The following is a 16028-nucleotide window of genomic DNA, read 5'->3' on the forward strand; positions in this document are numbered from 1 at the left end:
AGGAGTGCTGAAAATGGACAAAAAAGAAGAGAAAATTGAACTCAAAGACATTGAACGCCAACCCTGTGAAGTGTGGACGCGTGTGATGGGCTACCATCGTCCGGTGTCTTCCTTTAATACAGGGAAAAAGGGCGAATTCTACGAACGCAAATGCTTTGTGGAAAGCAAGTGCGGTTTAGGTAAATAAGCCTGTCGTCGGTGGCGTCGGAAGGATTAATCTTTTCGGCGCCTATTTGTCTTCGGGGATTGAATGATGTCGTTAAGCGGTGAATCATTGAGTGCGGAGCACCTTAAAATTTCGGCCATTACGCCTTACACCAGTATCGATTATCCGGGTTATTTTTCAGCCGTGGTTTTTGTTCAGGGCTGTCCGTGGCGATGCCGGTATTGCCATAATCCCCATATGCAGTCGCGTGAATTTCATCCGGAGTACCTGCACAGCAGTTGGCAAGAACTGGTCAATCTTTTAAAGAGGCGTCAGGGCCTGTTGGATGCCGTGGTGTTCTCGGGCGGCGAGCCTACGCTTGATCCGGCGCTCCGAGATGCTATGCAACAGGTCAAGGCAATGGGTTTTAAGATCGGGCTTCATACTTCGGGTTGTAACCCTGAGCATGTTAAGCGTGTGATTGATTCAGTCGATTGGGTGGGATTGGATGTGAAGGCTTCTTTAACGGATAGTGAGGCCTATCGTTGGATCGTGGGACTGGAAATATCCGATCCTGCCCGGCATGTATCGGAAACATTGGAAATTATTCAAAAGGCGCAGGTGGCTTACGAATGCCGCACAACAGCCCACCCGGACTATTTGCCTGATGAAATAATTTTGAAACTCGCCCGAGAGCTTAAAGATCGGGGAGTGGAAAATTTTGCCCTTCAGATTTACCGCAAACCCAAAGAGCTTGATCTTCCCTTTGAAAACGTCGGACACGAATACCCCGAGCCTGAAACCATTGAGACGCTAAAAAAGCTTTTCCCGAATTTTGAATTAAGGCGAGAGTAGTTTAAAGAGTCAGGCGGGTGCCGCACCCGGCCCAATCCACATCTTCAAATGCTCGGGCCATGGCCGCGGCGGCTTTGAAACCCGTGCAGTGATTGGGCCGCCAGCGTCTGACTCGAAATGCCTTGAGCGCATCGATCCATACGGGGAGTTCTTTATCGGTTGCGGCACTTAAATGCGTACCGCCCAAAACTGTATCAAAAGAGTCAACCGAAAAGGTTTCCTGAGCGTAACGCAGAATGTTCGGCAATCCGGCATGGGCGCAGCCCAAGATCACGCTGAATCCGTTTTGTCCTTTGACTAACAGAGAAAGGTCATCAGCAAAGGTATCGGGAATAATTTCTCCGCCTTCGGTTTCTTCCCACATATTTTTTGAGTTGACAAAGCGGGGATCACGTGCGTTTTCAGGGACAGTGAAGGCAATGAGTTCGTTTGAAATTTGAGCCCAGGTGTCAATCGGGTCGGTGAGGAGATTCTCAAAAAGCGGGCCGCCCCCGCCGTTTCGCTTGTGATCGGCATCGCCCCACCGTTGTCGGGTGATGGTGCGGGCTCCCCAGCGTTTGGCCTGCGGTGCCAGCATAATTGCGTCAACCAATCCGCCCGTATGATCAAAATGAGCATGCGAAAGAATAATATGTTCAATCATTTTTGGATCAATCTTGAGGACTTTGAGGTTGTGGACAAAGCCGTGAGCTTCAGAACCGGTATCCAAGAGCGCTCGCGTGGTCGGGCTCTCGAGATAAACACTGTATCCCCATTCAGCTCTTAAAAGGCGGTTTGTGCAAAAATTTTCAACAACGACAGTAATTTGCATACGATTTCTTTCCCAAATCGGTGACGATAGTGCTAATATAGCGCCGCTTTTGCAATCAGGACAGACTCAGACGCTAACTTATTAATTCGTCAGCGAAAATGTACAGATTTTGCTTGCAAAGGTCGGAATTATTTATTACAATCCCGTTTTTTCTGTCCTTGCCACACCGGAAACAGACGCTCCGGGTGGCTTTTCCCGTAAGGAGACAATACCAATGCGTCATTATGAAATTTGCTTTATTGTGCACCCGGATCAAAGCGAGCAAGTGCCCGCTATGATCGAACGCTACAAAGCTCTCGTCGCTGAACAAGGCGGCAAGATGCATCGTGTGGAAGACTGGGGTCGTCGTCCCTTGGCCTACCCGATTCAAAAGTTGGTCAAGGCTCACTACGTTCTCATGAACGTGGAATGCTCTCACGAAACGCTCGCTGAGATCGAAAACGGCTTCCGCTTCAACGACGCCGTGTTGCGTCATTTGACGGTCAAGATGAAGAAGGCTGAAACTGCTCCCTCTCCGATGATGAAGATTGTCGAAAGAGAAGAACAGAAGAAGGCCGCCAGCGAAGCTGCTCAGGCTCAAGCCCAAGCTGCTGAAGCTCAAGAAGCTGCCGCTGCTTAATTAATTTGTATTTTGTCGGAAAGAAAAAGAGAAACCGGTGAACACGATCAGATTAACGGGCGAGTTCACGCAAAAAGCCCAGATGCGGTACACACCCGCAGGCCTGGCGGTTTTGGAAGTGGTGTTTCACCACATGAGTGTGGTTAAAGAGGCAGGTGAAGACCGAAAGTTGGTTTTCGATTTTGCCTGTAAGGCCTGTGGTGATATCGCTGAAGCCTTGGACAAAGAGCCGCTCGGATCGGTTTTTGAGATCTCCGGATTTTTGGCCCCGCGCTCACAACGTTCCCGACAAATGATCGTTCATATTACGCAATACTCACAAGGAGTTTAAAAATGGCTTTTGGTGCAAAGGGCAAGGGTAAGCCGCGCCGTGGCAACCAACAAAACGCGCTTTTTAAGCGCAAGAAGTTCTGCCGCTTTACGGCTGAACACGTCGAAATGATCGACTACAAGGATGTGGAAACGCTCCGTGACTTCATCCAAGAAAACGGCAAGATCATGCCGGCTCGTTTGACGGGCACGAAGGCTCACTATCAACGTCAACTCGACACGGCCATCAAGCGCGCTCGTTTCTTGGCTTTGTTGCCGTACACGGACAATCAATAATCGAGTGAGGAGTTAATCAAATGCAAGTTATTCTTCTTGAAAAGATTACCCACCTCGGTGAATTGGGTGACATCGTTAAGGTTAAGGATGGTTACGCTCGTAACTACTTGATCCCCACCAAGCGTGCCAAGCGTGCTACGCAGGCCGCTATTGCCGAATTCGAACAACGTCGTGCTGAACTTGAAAAGGCTCAGGCCGAACGTATCGCTGCTGCTGAAGCGATCGCTGCCAAGTTGAACGGTGACGTGGTTGAAGTGGCCAGCAAGGCCGGTGTTGACGGTCGCCTCTTCGGTTCCGTCACGAACGCCGATATTGCTGAAGCCCTCCAAGCTCAAGGTTTCGATATTAAGAAGGCTCAGATTCGTTTGCCCAACGGCCCGATCAAGGCTTTGGGTGAAACCCCGATCGTGATCGGTTTGATGACGGACATCACCGCCGAAATCACCGTGCGTGTCGTGGCTGAAGCTTAATTCAGTATCCTGACCCGATGACAGAGGTTCGTCTCCCTAAAGGAGTCGAACCTTTGTTTTATCTGAGACCCGAAACGAATCGGGTTGTCTTTTTGACCTACAATTGTTTTCCAAATCGCCTCCGGTCCCCAGTCTGATGGATGAGAACCGGCCGACAGTAGGATATTCTTTGAATAATCAGTCTTACTTATTGATTTTTAAAAGAAAATACTCTTTTTTGAAATATTAAATTTTCATACAATTTCTTTCAAGCCTGAAAAGGTGCTCTGGTACAATACCGAGCAGAAAAATTGCAGATTTTGATTGAAAATGCCTGAAGAAAAATCTAATGACAGCGTTCGCCTGCCTCCGCACTCAACCGAAGCAGAGCAGGGACTTTTAGGAAGCTTATTGATCGATAACCGTGTCTTTGACATGGTCAACGACGTGATTACCTCCGAAGATTTCTATCGGGGGGATCATCGTCGTATTTATGAACACATCTCGCAGTTGATCAATAACGGGCAGCCTGCCGACGTTTTGACCGTGCACGATTCTATGACCCGTGTCGGTTTGGCTCAAGAGGGGACAAAGAGCTTTTTGAACTCCCTGGCGATGAATACGCCTAACTCGGCCAATGCCCGTCGTTACGCTGAAATTGTTCGTGACCGAAGTATTCTGCGCAGTTTGGTAAACGTCGGCTCGCAAATCGTCGATTCTGCCCTGGATACCAAGGGGGTGGAAACCAAAGATATTTTGGATAGGGCAGAGAGTTCCATATTCAAAATCAGTGAAGATGCACAGGTGGCCGGTGCCGGCTTAAAGTCGATTACCGGCGCATTGGCTGAAGTGAGCGATCAAATCACAAAACTCTATAACTCCAAGAGCCAGAATCCGGTCACCGGCGTCCCCACCGGTTTTATTGATCTGGACCGTTTAACGAAGGGCATGCACCCCGGTGAATTGATCATTGTGGCCGGTCGTCCGGCTATGGGTAAAACGACCTTCGCCATGAATATTGCCGAATATGTGGCTATGCGAGCCGAGATGCCTGTGGCCATATTTTCGATGGAAATGCCGGCCGAGCAGTTGGCGATGCGTTTGATCAGCTCCTACCAACGTATTCGTCTCGAGCACTTGAGAAACGGACGCCTTGAAGGCGATGAATTCCAGAAGATGAGCGCGGCGGTCACAGATATTTCCAATTCGAGAAACATCTTTATCGATGACTCTTCGGGTCTCACGATTTCGGATCTGCGCTCGCGGGCCAGACGCCTGTCACGCGAAGTCAAGCGATTAGGCTTGATTGTGGTCGACTACATTCAGTTGATGTCAGGCGACGGCCGTGGGGAAAACCGCGCTCAGGAAATTTCCGAAATGTCGCGCGGCCTGAAACTTCTTGCCAAAGAGCTCAATTGCCCCATCATCGCTTTGTCACAGCTTAACCGCTCGCTTGAACAGCGTCCCGATAAGCGCCCGATGATGAGTGACTTGAGAGAATCCGGTTCCATCGAACAGGACGCCGATGTGATTATTTTCCTCTACCGTGACGTGGTCTATAACCAGGAGTTAAAAGACACGGATCAGGAGCGCGATGCCGAAGCCATTATTCGTAAGCAGCGTAACGGTCCGACCGGTACGGTTGAATTAACGTTCTTCGGTGAGTACACACAATTTAAGAATAGAGCAAGGGTCTGATGCTATGGACGTTTTGATCACTTACGGTTTATACGCGGTTGCCTTTTTATTGATTTTGGTCGGTTTGGCCGGAACCATAGTCCCGGCGCTTCCGGGTATACCGATGATTTTTGCGGGTGGTTGGCTCATTGCCTACATGGAGGATTATCAGTATTTCGGTTGGGGAACCCTGATTGCTTTGGGTGTCCTGACAGTCATCTCAATCATCATCGATTGGGTGAGTCAAACGCTAGGTGCACAGAAAGCCGGTGCGACAAAACTGGGTTTAACCGGGGCTTTAGTCGGAACCATTGTCGGTATTCCGTTCGGTCTTCTCGGTATTTTCCTTTTCCCGGTGATCGGTGCCTTTGTGGGCGAAATGATCGGGCACCGTGATATGCGTAAGGCGGGCAAAGTCAGTTGGGCGACTTGGATCGGGATGATTGCGGGCATTGCCGCGAAATTGGCAATAGCCTTTATTATGATCGGTATTATGTGTGTAATGCGGTTTGTTTAATCACACCGCATAGATTTTGGGGAGGCTTCAATAACCTCCCCATTTTTTCGTATCAATGGTCTCGAGCGGCTTTGTGTCGCAGGTGGCTTTGCAGCCCCTCTTCAGTATGTTTGGCTTCTTCAAGCTGCTTTTGTTTTTCAAGACGGGTGAAGTAGCTCGCTAAAATCCCCGAGACCACAATCATCACCATACCGGCCACAATCGTCAGATTGACGCTGTCTCCGAAAACAAACACGCCCATGATCGTTGAAAAAAGAATCACGGTGTACTGAAGTGCACCGCTTAAAACCAAATTACCGCGACTGAATGCTCGGGTTAAGAAGAATTGTCCGCAAGTCGAGCAGATGGCAAAACCGGCAATGGCAATCGCAGCAGTGGCCGTGGGCATGGTAAAGCCACCCGTGAAGAGCGTTCCGATCAGCCCGCATAAAGACCCCACTAGTACCAGATAGAAAAGAATACGTAATTCGGGCTCTTTCATCAGTCCCAAGCGTTTGACATAGGTGGTGGCCACAGCCGTGCAAAAGCCTGATCCCAAACCCACTACGGCAGCGAAATATTCATCGGGCGTGATGGTGGGCGAGAGCATCACCGTTACACCAACAAAGCCTAAAAGCAAGGTTGAGAGCAGTTTCCAGTTAATACCCTTGTGCTTTGAGAGCAAAATGCCGATCGTAAAGCAACCGATAAAAAGCGGAGAGGTGTAATTCAATGTCATCGCCAAACCGACATTGAGATGGGCGATGGAGTAAATGCCTGCCATGACGGCACCGGCTCCCATAAAGGAGCGGATGAGGTGATCGGCCGGGTGGACGGTATGCACGGTGATGTGCCTGTAGCGCATCATGGCATAAAAGATCACTAATCCGAAAAAGGAGCGGTAAAAAAGGACCTCGAAAGATCCGATTCCTTCCACACTGGAAAATTTAACGCATATGGCATAAAGGGCGAAAAAAAACGCCGCGACCACCATCCATAACGACTGCATGGCAATCCTTTCTCTTAAGGGTTAACGATAATATCGGTATAGCCCTAAAAAATGACATCCAAAGAAAAAGTCAATCGGTTTTGATTTTCGTCTATTTTTCGGCAAGGCGATCAGCCAAGCCGCTGGCTCTTTGAGTCTTCACCAAAACGGAGCGCTCAATGCTCTTTGCGGTGCCAAAAATTGCTGCTTCGTCTTGCGCTCGGGTCACTGCTGTATAAAAGAGTTCGCGACAAGCAAGGGGACTGTCTTCTGCCATGGGTAGGAGAACCGCCACGTGAGCAAATTGTGAACCTTGAGATTGGTGAATGGTCATCGTAAAAGCCGTGTCATGTTGAGGTAAAAGTCCGACCGGAATGCGTTTGTTTCGATCGCCGATGTAAAGTTCGTAGCGTTCGGGATCATTTTCAAGCGGCAAAACAATGCCGACGTCACCGTTATAGACATCGAGCGATGGCGTGTTCTGGCGAATAATCACTAATCGACCGGGATAAAACAGTGAATTCGATGCAATGTGAGTTTGTTCTCGAATCCGATTTTCAATAAAGTCGTTGACGGCATTCACACCGTTGTGGCCCACCCGTTGTGCAGCCAGTACTCGGAAACTTTCAGCACATTTCCATAGCTCGATTAATTTTGAATCGTCTTCAATCAAGGAGTGACGATCGTCAAGATAGTCCTGCAGGGCTTTTAGGTAAGCATTTAAATGAGGACTCAACCATTTAACCAGAGCGGGATCAACGGGGTTTTTACTCTTGTAGAGGTGAATGCTGACCTTGTCTTTGCCTTCTGAAGCATTTTTAAATCGCTTGATAAAGGCTTTGCAGTCAAAGTCGGCTTCGGCCGTTTTGATCGCCTGAGCCAAAACGCCGACATTGGAGTCGTGCGTAAAGCGATGGCTGATTGTGAGCTCAGCAAGATTACTCGATAATGCACCGTTTTCACTTGTCATGTCCGCCAGTACCGATCCCGGTCCCACCGCTGAGAGCTGATACTTATCCCCGAGCAGAATCAGTCGGGTGCGACGGGCATCGATCACGCTCAAAAGCCGATCGGCTAAATGAAGGTCAATCATTGACGCTTCGTCCACAATCATGACATCGATATCGAGCGGGTTATCCTGATCGGAAATTTTGCCTTTTTTGTTTCGCGTCAAAAGCCATTTATGGATGGTCTGTGCCGGTAATGATTCATCCCGGATGAGATGGACAAGATTCGGAAAGAAGGAGGAGAACTGCTCACAGGAACCGACCAGTGATTGCATGATTCGCGCGGCGGCTTTACCCGTGGGGGCTGCCAGCGCAATTTTGAGATTCGGTCGGTCAATCAGCAGACACTCTAAAAGTTTGGCGACGACGGTTGTTTTACCGGTACCGGGTCCGCCCGTAATAATGAAAAATTGCCGCTCCAAGGCTCTTGCCACGGCCCCTTGTTGCTCAAGGCGACTCGTCTCATCGGTAGGGGAGGGTTTGCCATACTGCATCCCGTTAAATGTCGTTAACGCCTTTTGAACTGCGGGGCTCAGAGTTTGCGGGGTGTCCTGAATCAATGCAAGAATTTTGAGAGCAACAGCTCTTTCCTGCATGAAGTGGCGCTGCATGTAAAGTCGTCTGAGGCCATCCGTATCATCCAAGACGAACGGCACTAGGGGATCGGGTGCTTGCTCAAGTGATAAGGGCTTTCGGGTGAGTAATTTCTTTTCGCACAGAAAAGCAACGTCCGCCTTACTTAAAATCTCTTCGGAATCCGCTTTGTATTGAATGCAGACACTGCCCTCTTCTTCCGTGAGCGCGTAAGCGTCCATCAATTTCGTCAAACACTCAGGCATCGCCTCGTTGACACCGTTTGCCCGACAAATCGTTCTCCAAAGAGCCTGTCCGATTACTCGCCAAGCGGCTTGAGAGTCTGTTAAAACAGTTTCCGATTCATGCATAACTGAAAAACCTTAAGAGAAGTGATTGCCCGCAATATCAAAACAAGTCAGTCCGTTATCCCGCCACATACTAACAACGCTGTCACGGTCATCGACTGCAAAAAGAACTTCATAAAAGGGTTCAATGAGCTCCCGATACATTTTCAGTTTGAATTGAGGATCGGTTAATTCGGGATAGCCGCTCAGAATCAGTTGATCGTAATGAATATCGTTTTTTTCAAGCCACTCGACAGTCTGCGCTTTAAAGCGGCTTGGGCGAGCCGATAATAAAATCACTTTAATGCCTTTTTCTTCAGCCATATCGATCAGTGCTTTGCTCGGAACAATCACTGTATCGAAAACACAGGCTGCATGAAATTCTTCCCGGCGCTTGGGTCGTTCGCGCATGAAATGTACACGATGTTCGCAATCGCAAAGCGTGCCGTCCAAATCAAAGATAATCGCTTGAGGTTTGTGTCGGATCATTTTTCTTCCTTTTCCGTTTGCGCGGCTGCGGCGTGTGCGACCACCACTCCTTCGTGGTAACCGTTTTCAAAAAAGTCATCCAGGCAGGTGATCAATGCCAGGGGAGGGCGAGTGACGAACACTCCGTAGGGAGACTCATCGCTTCGGCGGATACCGCGAATGAATGCATAAATGGCGCCACCGATTTTTTCTTCCGGTGAATTAATCCCGCAAAACATCAGGTGACGTCTTAGCGCAACGAGGTAAATCAGGTATTGAAGACTGTAGTGGTGTCGATTAATTTCGGCAAGCATCCGTTCTGAAGTGAAATCTTCAGGTTTTTCGGCAAGCTTGGTGCCCTTCCAGTCCAAAACAAAGTAGCGTCCCTCAAACTCGAAACAAAGGTCGATTGCACCGGTCAGATACCCCTTGAGCTCTTTGTCGTTTTCAATATTGATGTGATAGATCGGATCAAAATGCGAAAGCAGTCTGCTCAGATTTTTAGTCGTCACAGGAGCTCTTCCTTCTTTAGCGTCCCCGATAGCGATGGTAAAGCTCATTTCCGGAGTTTTCCGATGACTGTCTAAGTCGCACAATCTGAGATCACTCTCTGTAGCGAAAGTGCTCTTATCCACAAGGGTGCAACAAAGGACGTCTTTCAGGAGTTGATTAAAAACGGGCAACCACTCTTCAACGCTGTAGGGCTCCAAATGGTATTTAAAAGCTGTCAATTGTCGCACAAGGCCTCTGTTGAGAGTGGTCTCTGCTTCGACGATTCCCCTTTCGGCATTTTTGACTATCGTAAAGTCCGTCTTTTCAAAAAGACTGTGTAAGAAAGTCCCGCTTTCAAGACCTCTTTCAAATTCCAGAATATTTAGTTCTGAAGAGTCTTTTCTTTTTTGTACTTCATTGATAAAGCCGGACTCATCTGACTCTTCATCAATACTGTCTTCTTTTTCTTCAATGAGGGTTAGATTTTCCGTTGTTTCCGTAGCACCCCGAGCAATCGCCGTATAGCTAGTAGGAAACCATGATGTGGCAATCATTCTGCCGGGTGCAGCAGTCAGATCATCGTTATTAATGATTACCTGACGGTTATCCGACAGATTGTCGTGCCAATCAATCCGAGTCGTGTCATCTTCGATCGTTCTGACGATCAAGGCGCTTTTTTCATGGCCGTTTTGTAAGTCATCTAAAGCTTTTTCATATTGATCTGTATGGGGCGCAGCCGAACCCGTCAGCGACCGTGTGTAACCGTTATCCACTCCTTTTAATTGTTTGCCGCTTTTGAAATAGTTCAGGGGCAACACCAGGCGCTGAGAGGCTCGGGTCATGCCGACATAGCCCAATCGAAGAATTTCCCAATCGTCCTCACGGTCGATGGAGTCGATGACTTCCGGGTACAGGGGAATGAAACTGATACGCAGGTGAATTTTCCCGTCGATGACCTCTTTAAATACATTCTTTTTATAGCGATTACCTTTAAAGGCACTGAGTTCATTGGCGTAGAGCAAAAAGACAACCGGGTATTCAAGCCCCTTACTCTTGTGAATGGTCATAATGTTGACCAGATCGGCATCGCTGTCGATTCTCAAGCGATACTTTTCCTCATCGGGCGGATTGGTAATTTGCTGCTTGAGCCACCGTGCAAGTCCGGAAATGCCTTTCAAAGATAAAGAGGCTTCCTGGAGAACTTCGATGAGCTGTTGGTAGTTGGCAAGTCTTCTCTCACCGTTTTGTACAGGTAGCAACCGCTCCTGGGTTTTAGACTGAAGCATCAGACGCGCTAGCGCAGCCGAGACGCCTCGTTTAGTCCAGATCTCTCGAGCCTCTTCGATCAACTCTCTCGCCAGCAAGGCATTTTTATCATCAATAACGTTTCCCGATTCATTTTCAAAACCCTCAGGCACAATGGCATTGATACTTTCGCCCATCAATCGGGTGGCTCGGGCAAGTCTTAAAGCCCGAATATCGTCCGGTGCCTCAAGTGCGAGAAGGATCCAGAGAATTTCTCGAGCCTCTTCAGTCATAAAAATATTGTTTTCATCCTGAAAAAGAACTCGAATACCACGCTTATTTAAATTTTGAATTAAAGGTTCGGCGTCTTTTTTTCGTCGAACCAGAATAGCAATGTCGCCCGGTTGCAGTTTGCGCTCAGCCGTTTTATAGACATTACCCGATAAAAGAGCACTGATTTCCGAGGCAATCAGTTCAGATTGCTGTTTGCGGTTCGCCTCCGGATTTAAAACCGTATCCGGGTTCTTTCTCCAGATTTCAAAAACGGGCAGCGGTTTAAAGCCATCGCTTGTATTGAGCATCAAGGGTGTTTTATCGGCACCGGCTTCAAGCGTGCTGTAGCTTACGCCGGAATCCAGAAACGGTGTGTCCGCATGAGTGTAAAAAGCATTGAACGCTTCAAGCAGTAAGGGATTGGAGCGATAGTTGACATTAAGCTCGAAGATATCCCCGATATCTTCTCTGGCGGCCAAATAAGTATTGAGATCAGCGTTTCTGAATCGATAGATCGATTGTTTGGGGTCGCCTACGAAAAAGACAGAGCGCGCAGGGCTTTTATCACTTAAAAACAGGCGCTTAAATATCGTGTATTGAATCGGATCCGTGTCTTGGAATTCGTCAATGAGTATGCCATCGTAGCGGGAACGAACGCGATCGGCGAAAGCGGGATTATCCAATTCGCTGTACATATCAAGCAGCAAGTCATCAAAAGAGCGAATACCGCTTTGACGTTTCTTGCGTTTTAGTTCCTGCGGAGCCCAGTCAATGAAGCGTTTCATGACCGCTTTGACTTCATTATCGAGTGCTTTTTCCGCATCGGTGATCTTTTCGTTGATTTTTCCGGTTTTGGGATCAATAAAAAGCACTTGATCGAAAAGTTCAACTGTGCGGTCTTCAGGCGCTGCTGTGAGTGCTTTAAGAAGATCTTTCCATGGAGAGTACTCAATGAGTGCACTCTTTAACGCTACGTTATCCGTTGCGCTTAATTCCTTTCTGAGGAACTGATCAATAACCTCTCGGCGCAAATCGTCATCAGTGCCGATTTCAAAATCAAAGCCTTCGGAACTCGAAAACTTATTTTCTTCGAGCATCTTTTGACAGAAACTGTGGATCGTACAGATGGAAGCGTCATCCATGCGGTCAATGGCCTGTCGGAAAATTTCCTCTGAAATATCTGCTTCACGCCATTTTTGTACGAGCAACAAAAGTGTTTTGTCGTATTGTTCATCATCGTCTTTGGCACTCAAAAAGGCTTCCCGAGCTGTAATGAGCAATTCCCGCACTCGTTGCCTTAATTCGGCAGTAGCGGCTTTGGTAAATGTCACGAGTAAAAGCCTGTCGATACTGAGCCCTTCCTCAACAATGAGCCTTAAAACGATATGAATAAGGGAATAGGTTTTGCCCGTACCCGCACTGGCTTCAATAAGGTGACGGCCATGAAGCGGAGTGTTGACGACATCAAATATTCTGCTCATAACTCTCTCCGCTTACTAAGTTATCGAATTTTGTACCGAAGTCATTTAACTTCTTCTCTGAGTTGTCCCGGCTTGAAGGCTTTGATCCGCTCTTACCTTTTGTGCTTTTAGCTTTTTTCTCCGGATTAATCGATACAGGGGCGATCAGTTTGTCGGCAGCCCCAAAAAACGCCTTACTTAATGCTTTGACTTTTTCATAGTCACGTCCGCGCCACAAAATCGGTTCCATGTTGTTATAGTCGCTGCTCGAAGTCATCGCACAGCCTTTTTCAATTTGAAGTGCAATGAGTTTGGCAAAAGAATCGATAAAGGTTCGGGCGCATGAAGTGTCAGGGGCCTCATAAAGGTTAAATATCGAATCGCCTTTCAGATCTAATGTGATGAGACCGACGGGGCAGTCGGCTGCTGCCAATGCAGCCATTTTCACAAAAGCGCGCTTTTGAGCTGAGTCCGATGCGCAAGCCTCGATTAAATAACCGACATCAGACTTGATGTTTGCTAAAAAGGGTAGGCTCTCAGACGATACGTTGGAGTCAAAATGAAAAAGCGTTACGTCTTCAAGCAAAAATCTCTTAACGGGCTCACATGATTTGAGGTTGATTTCTTTATTGATGACTTCGGCCCTAGCCAGCGACATGATTTCGTTTTTGAGCTCAAAGGTTTGGCGTGCTTTTGAAATTTCATCTGCAAAGGATAAAACCCGCACGGCAGGCGTTCCCTTTAACGGGTCACGGGCAAAGCGTTTTTCAATTTCTTTAACGGACAAACCCTCTTGCAACGCATTCATCAAATCAAGTCTGATCAGTGTGTTTTGCAGAGAATTTTTTTCGGTAATAACCGGAACAGATTCCGGAATTTCAGCCTCAAAGACCTGAAAGTCAAGACGCTTTTGAACCCATTTGACAGGGTCGCTATAAAAAGCAAGAAGATCTTCCAGGTAAAGCGTATCGGAAATACGATTGGCGGCAATCGGCCCGGTCAACATCACGGGTTCAACGTTTTGATAGCCTTCTTTTCTCGCTTTTTCGAGGGCATTTAATGTGTGAGTTTGAAAACTTTTCCAAAACCGGACAGTGTTACTTGTAAAGTTCTCAACTGCCGTGTCTGTCAGCGTAATCGATGCAGTCAACGCCTCACCCATCCGAGCTTTAGCTTGTAAAAGAGTTTCATCAGTTTCATTGAGTGCGTTCGTCGTGAGTAAATCCATCAAATCCACAACAACGGGAGACGGATTAAGCGGCGCTTTTTTGTCGCTACCGACGCAGTAGGAACACACGAATCGATCTCTTGCCGATAAGAAAGCATCGAGAAACACGTTTCTGTTGTCAGAACGACTGTCACGGTCATTTTGACGCTTGAGTGATTCAGAGCCCATGAGATCGAACTCTTCAAAGCGCTGATTGCCGGGAAAGCCCGAATTCTCATCCATGCCGATTGCAATAATGACCTTAAAGGGTAACCCTCGAAATGTTTGCATTCCTGCCAAAGTAATGCGACCCACTGCAGGATAGCGTTCATCGGGTGTGGCAATACGATCTTCGAGTGCACGCCAGTAAACCGTAAGGGGCATGGTGATGGGTTCAGGAACGGTCGTGAGAGCAAACTCCTGAACACGCAGGCAGGAGCGCAAATTCATGAGCGAAATTCTGTTGGTATTTTTTGCAAAAAAGTCATCAATTAAACGATGTGCCCAAAGCGAAAGATCCGCAGGAAGTGCCTCTTTACCCAAAGCTGTCATGCTTTCAAAAGCCAGACGCAACTTTTCGCTCAGCTTGCAAAGTTTTAAAAATAAAGCCTTGTTTTCAGCAATGTCAGCATAGCGCGTCAATCCGCATTGCACGGGCAAAATGTCAGCCGGACATGCGTTTTGGTTTTCTGCATAAACATACCCCCAGGAGAGCCTTTCTATTGCTCGCTCGAGTGTTCCGTCTTCGGCTTCATTTAAACCGGTCGAATCCATTCCCGGATGGGTAAAGCGGAAATGATCGCTATTGATTCCATCTCGAAAGCCGGCGCTCACCAGCCAGTCATGAAGCACATTCAAGTCATCAAGGCTCAGTCCCAGACTTTCGCAAACCATCGGTAATTCAAGCCAGGCATTGAGTTTAGGCAGCGTTAATCCCTCAATGAGTAACTTACCCAAATCCACAAGACTTTTAGCCGTGAGATCAGAGCCCGCGGAAGAGTTACCCATAATTTGATAGTCCATTCGGTACTCGGGCGGCAGGGCTTGCATACAGGCTTCAAAAACCGGTGCAGTTTTCTCAATTTCGGGTGTAATGATCAATACGTCTTCAGGTTTTAACCCTAAGGACTTGTCGGCAAAGAATGCCTGAATCATATTGATGGCATTCTGCACTTCACGGGTCAAGGTTGGAGCCTCAATAAAGCGTATGGATTGATCATCGGGATCAAGTTTTTGAGGCAACAGATCTGAGCAATTTTGCAAAATGGCCTTTTGAGCCTGATGCAGGAGCGTATTGTCTGTGGCAATGAGATCAAGCCGTTCGGTTTCCGACTGCGTCCAGATATTTATTTTTTGCAATGAAACGTGTGTCAGATCACCGAGTTTGGCAGGCTTATGATCAACGTTTTCTTCGCCTTCCGGTGTAAAGGTCCAGAAGCGATTGATTAGGGCTCGGGTTGAGGCTGCATTCTTTCGCAGATAATGCAGTGCCTTTTCATTACTCGTATCGGCAAAAGACTCAAACCAATACTCTACGCAGGGGTTTAAGAGATAAACGTATACACGGTGACCGCTTTCCGAGAGCATTTTGATCACTGGTAACATCAGAGGAGAAATACCGCTCGGAGCAAAAAAATGCAGTGCTTCTGGCTCGTTTGCAAACTTGATCGCTAATGATTCAGGACTGGCGTAAAGTCGCAGGGTATCTCGGCCGGCCCAGACGGTTGTCTCAGAGAGCTTTTCCCAAATAGCCTTTTGCCAGGCGTAGTCTGGATGCGCTTCAAGAGCAGCTTTCTCTTTTCGGATTTTTTCGTCGTCTACGTCTTCATAAATGCCCACAGGGTTGATTTGATCCAATCCCATCCAATGAGCAACCCAGTCAAACCGATAATTGACGTACTTATCAAAGACAGTGGCTACTTTTCCGGCAAGCTCATAGCGAGCAAGCGCTCTTTCCGCATCCGTGGTGTAATGACTGAAAAAAGTTTGAAGTCTCTCAAAGCGAGAAATAAATTCATTGTCTAAAACCGACCAAATAACCCAGAGAAAATCCTGCGCTTCATCGGGATCACCTACGCCGATACCGGCATAGTTATGAAACCAGGATTGAGTCGTCCAAAAATCAATACCCGAGCAGATTCCGTTTGTTTTGGCCAGATGTTGGCGCAGCCGATTATTGATTGCGCCCGAAGAGGAAATAACCCGAACGCGTTCAAACGGATCCTGAGCCTTATTTTTATCAAGAGAGATCTCGGTGCTCAAATAAGCTTCAAGAATTTCGTAAGCGTTGCTGTAGACGGTTTTTAACAT

14 protein-coding genes are annotated in these 16028 nt (G+C 47.7%); 8 read left to right on the forward strand and 6 right to left on the reverse strand.

Annotated elements, in window-relative coordinates:
- Positions 1-13: 13 nt before the first annotated feature.
- Positions 14-187 carry an anaerobic ribonucleoside-triphosphate reductase gene (nrdD, locus tag H5985_RS09525; RefSeq protein ID WP_205049832.1) on the forward strand — a complete coding sequence of 58 codons (174 nt, stop codon included), beginning with the start codon at positions 14-16 and terminating at the stop codon, positions 185-187.
- A gap of 63 nt (positions 188-250) precedes the next feature.
- Positions 251-1000, forward strand: a complete 750-nt coding sequence (locus H5985_RS02970; protein WP_205049833.1) for an anaerobic ribonucleoside-triphosphate reductase activating protein — start codon at positions 251-253, stop codon at positions 998-1000.
- A gap of 1 nt (position 1001) precedes the next feature.
- On the opposite strand, the gene H5985_RS02975 is transcribed toward H5985_RS02970, so the two are convergent.
- Positions 1002-1811, reverse strand: coding sequence for an MBL fold metallo-hydrolase (locus H5985_RS02975; protein ID WP_205049834.1), 810 nt, complete (start codon positions 1809-1811; stop codon positions 1002-1004).
- Positions 1812-2025: 214 nt separating this feature from the next.
- Between H5985_RS02975 and rpsF the strand changes: the two genes are divergently transcribed.
- The 6 genes from rpsF to H5985_RS03005 all read left to right on the forward strand — a co-directional run bounded on the left by rpsF (position 2026) and on the right by H5985_RS03005 (position 5679).
- The gene (gene rpsF / locus H5985_RS02980; RefSeq protein ID WP_205049835.1) at positions 2026-2430 is read left to right on the forward strand and encodes a 30S ribosomal protein S6; all 405 of its coding nucleotides are present in this window, start codon (positions 2026-2028) and stop codon (positions 2428-2430) included.
- 37 nt (positions 2431-2467) lie between these two features.
- The gene (gene priB / locus H5985_RS02985; protein WP_338124947.1) at positions 2468-2761 is read left to right on the forward strand and encodes a primosomal replication protein N; all 294 of its coding nucleotides are present in this window, start codon (positions 2468-2470) and stop codon (positions 2759-2761) included.
- 2 nt (positions 2762-2763) lie between these two features.
- Positions 2764-3036 (forward strand): 30S ribosomal protein S18, encoded by a 273-nt coding sequence (gene rpsR, locus H5985_RS02990; protein WP_022472334.1) that lies wholly within the window; start codon positions 2764-2766, stop codon positions 3034-3036.
- 20 nt (positions 3037-3056) lie between these two features.
- The gene (rplI, locus tag H5985_RS02995; RefSeq protein ID WP_205049836.1) at positions 3057-3506 is read left to right on the forward strand and encodes a 50S ribosomal protein L9; all 450 of its coding nucleotides are present in this window, start codon (positions 3057-3059) and stop codon (positions 3504-3506) included.
- A 303-nt stretch (positions 3507-3809) separates the two neighbouring features.
- A complete protein-coding gene (gene dnaB / locus H5985_RS03000; RefSeq protein WP_205049837.1) occupies positions 3810-5183 on the forward strand; it encodes a replicative DNA helicase in 1374 nt (457 codons plus the stop codon).
- 4 nt (positions 5184-5187) lie between these two features.
- Positions 5188-5679 (forward strand): DUF456 domain-containing protein, encoded by a 492-nt coding sequence (locus tag H5985_RS03005; RefSeq protein WP_205049838.1) that lies wholly within the window; start codon positions 5188-5190, stop codon positions 5677-5679.
- 52 nt (positions 5680-5731) lie between these two features.
- On the opposite strand, the gene H5985_RS03010 is transcribed toward H5985_RS03005, so the two are convergent.
- From H5985_RS03010 to H5985_RS03030, 5 genes are all read right to left on the reverse strand, one after another.
- Positions 5732-6667, reverse strand: coding sequence for a DMT family transporter (locus H5985_RS03010; protein ID WP_239481568.1), 936 nt, complete (start codon positions 6665-6667; stop codon positions 5732-5734).
- A gap of 91 nt (positions 6668-6758) precedes the next feature.
- Positions 6759-8597, reverse strand: coding sequence for an exodeoxyribonuclease V subunit alpha (gene recD, locus H5985_RS03015; protein WP_205049839.1), 1839 nt, complete (start codon positions 8595-8597; stop codon positions 6759-6761).
- Between the two features lie 12 nt (positions 8598-8609).
- Positions 8610-9062 carry a phosphatase domain-containing protein gene (locus tag H5985_RS03020; RefSeq protein WP_205049840.1) on the reverse strand — a complete coding sequence of 151 codons (453 nt, stop codon included), beginning with the start codon at positions 9060-9062 and terminating at the stop codon, positions 8610-8612.
- Positions 9059-12532 carry a UvrD-helicase domain-containing protein gene (locus H5985_RS03025; protein ID WP_205049841.1) on the reverse strand — a complete coding sequence of 1158 codons (3474 nt, stop codon included), beginning with the start codon at positions 12530-12532 and terminating at the stop codon, positions 9059-9061. The genes H5985_RS03020 and H5985_RS03025 overlap by 4 nt, the downstream gene beginning before the upstream one ends.
- Complete coding sequence (locus H5985_RS03030) at positions 12516-16028, reverse strand: exodeoxyribonuclease V subunit gamma (protein WP_205049842.1); 3513 nt, start codon at positions 16026-16028, stop codon at positions 12516-12518. The genes H5985_RS03025 and H5985_RS03030 overlap by 17 nt, the downstream gene beginning before the upstream one ends.

This window comes from Parasutterella secunda (assembly GCF_016901835.1).
GTDB classification, from domain to species: Bacteria; Pseudomonadota; Gammaproteobacteria; order Burkholderiales; family Burkholderiaceae_F; genus Aphodousia; species Aphodousia faecavium.

Excerpts from the sequence above, each read along its gene's own strand:
- nrdD (WP_205049832.1), top strand. The coding sequence starts at position 14 with ATGGACAAAAAAGAAGAGAAAATTGAACTCAAAGACATTGAACGCCAA.
- H5985_RS02970 (WP_205049833.1), top strand. The coding sequence starts at position 251 with ATGATGTCGTTAAGCGGTGAATCATTGAGTGCGGAGCACCTTAAAATT.
- H5985_RS02975 (WP_205049834.1), bottom strand. The coding sequence starts at position 1,811 with ATGCAAATTACTGTCGTTGTTGAAAATTTTTGCACAAACCGCCTTTTA.
- rpsF (WP_205049835.1), top strand. The coding sequence starts at position 2,026 with ATGCGTCATTATGAAATTTGCTTTATTGTGCACCCGGATCAAAGCGAG.
- rpsR (WP_022472334.1), top strand. The coding sequence starts at position 2,764 with ATGGCTTTTGGTGCAAAGGGCAAGGGTAAGCCGCGCCGTGGCAACCAA.
- rplI (WP_205049836.1), top strand. The coding sequence starts at position 3,057 with ATGCAAGTTATTCTTCTTGAAAAGATTACCCACCTCGGTGAATTGGGT.
- H5985_RS03005 (WP_205049838.1), top strand. The coding sequence starts at position 5,188 with ATGGACGTTTTGATCACTTACGGTTTATACGCGGTTGCCTTTTTATTG.
- H5985_RS03010 (WP_239481568.1), bottom strand. The coding sequence starts at position 6,667 with ATGCAGTCGTTATGGATGGTGGTCGCGGCGTTTTTTTTCGCCCTTTAT.
- recD (WP_205049839.1), bottom strand. The coding sequence starts at position 8,597 with ATGCATGAATCGGAAACTGTTTTAACAGACTCTCAAGCCGCTTGGCGA.
- H5985_RS03020 (WP_205049840.1), bottom strand. The coding sequence starts at position 9,062 with ATGATCCGACACAAACCTCAAGCGATTATCTTTGATTTGGACGGCACG.
- H5985_RS03025 (WP_205049841.1), bottom strand. The coding sequence starts at position 12,532 with ATGAGCAGAATATTTGATGTCGTCAACACTCCGCTTCATGGCCGTCAC.
- H5985_RS03030 (WP_205049842.1), bottom strand. The coding sequence starts at position 16,028 with ATGTTAAAAACCGTCTACAGCAACGCTTACGAAATTCTTGAAGCTTAT.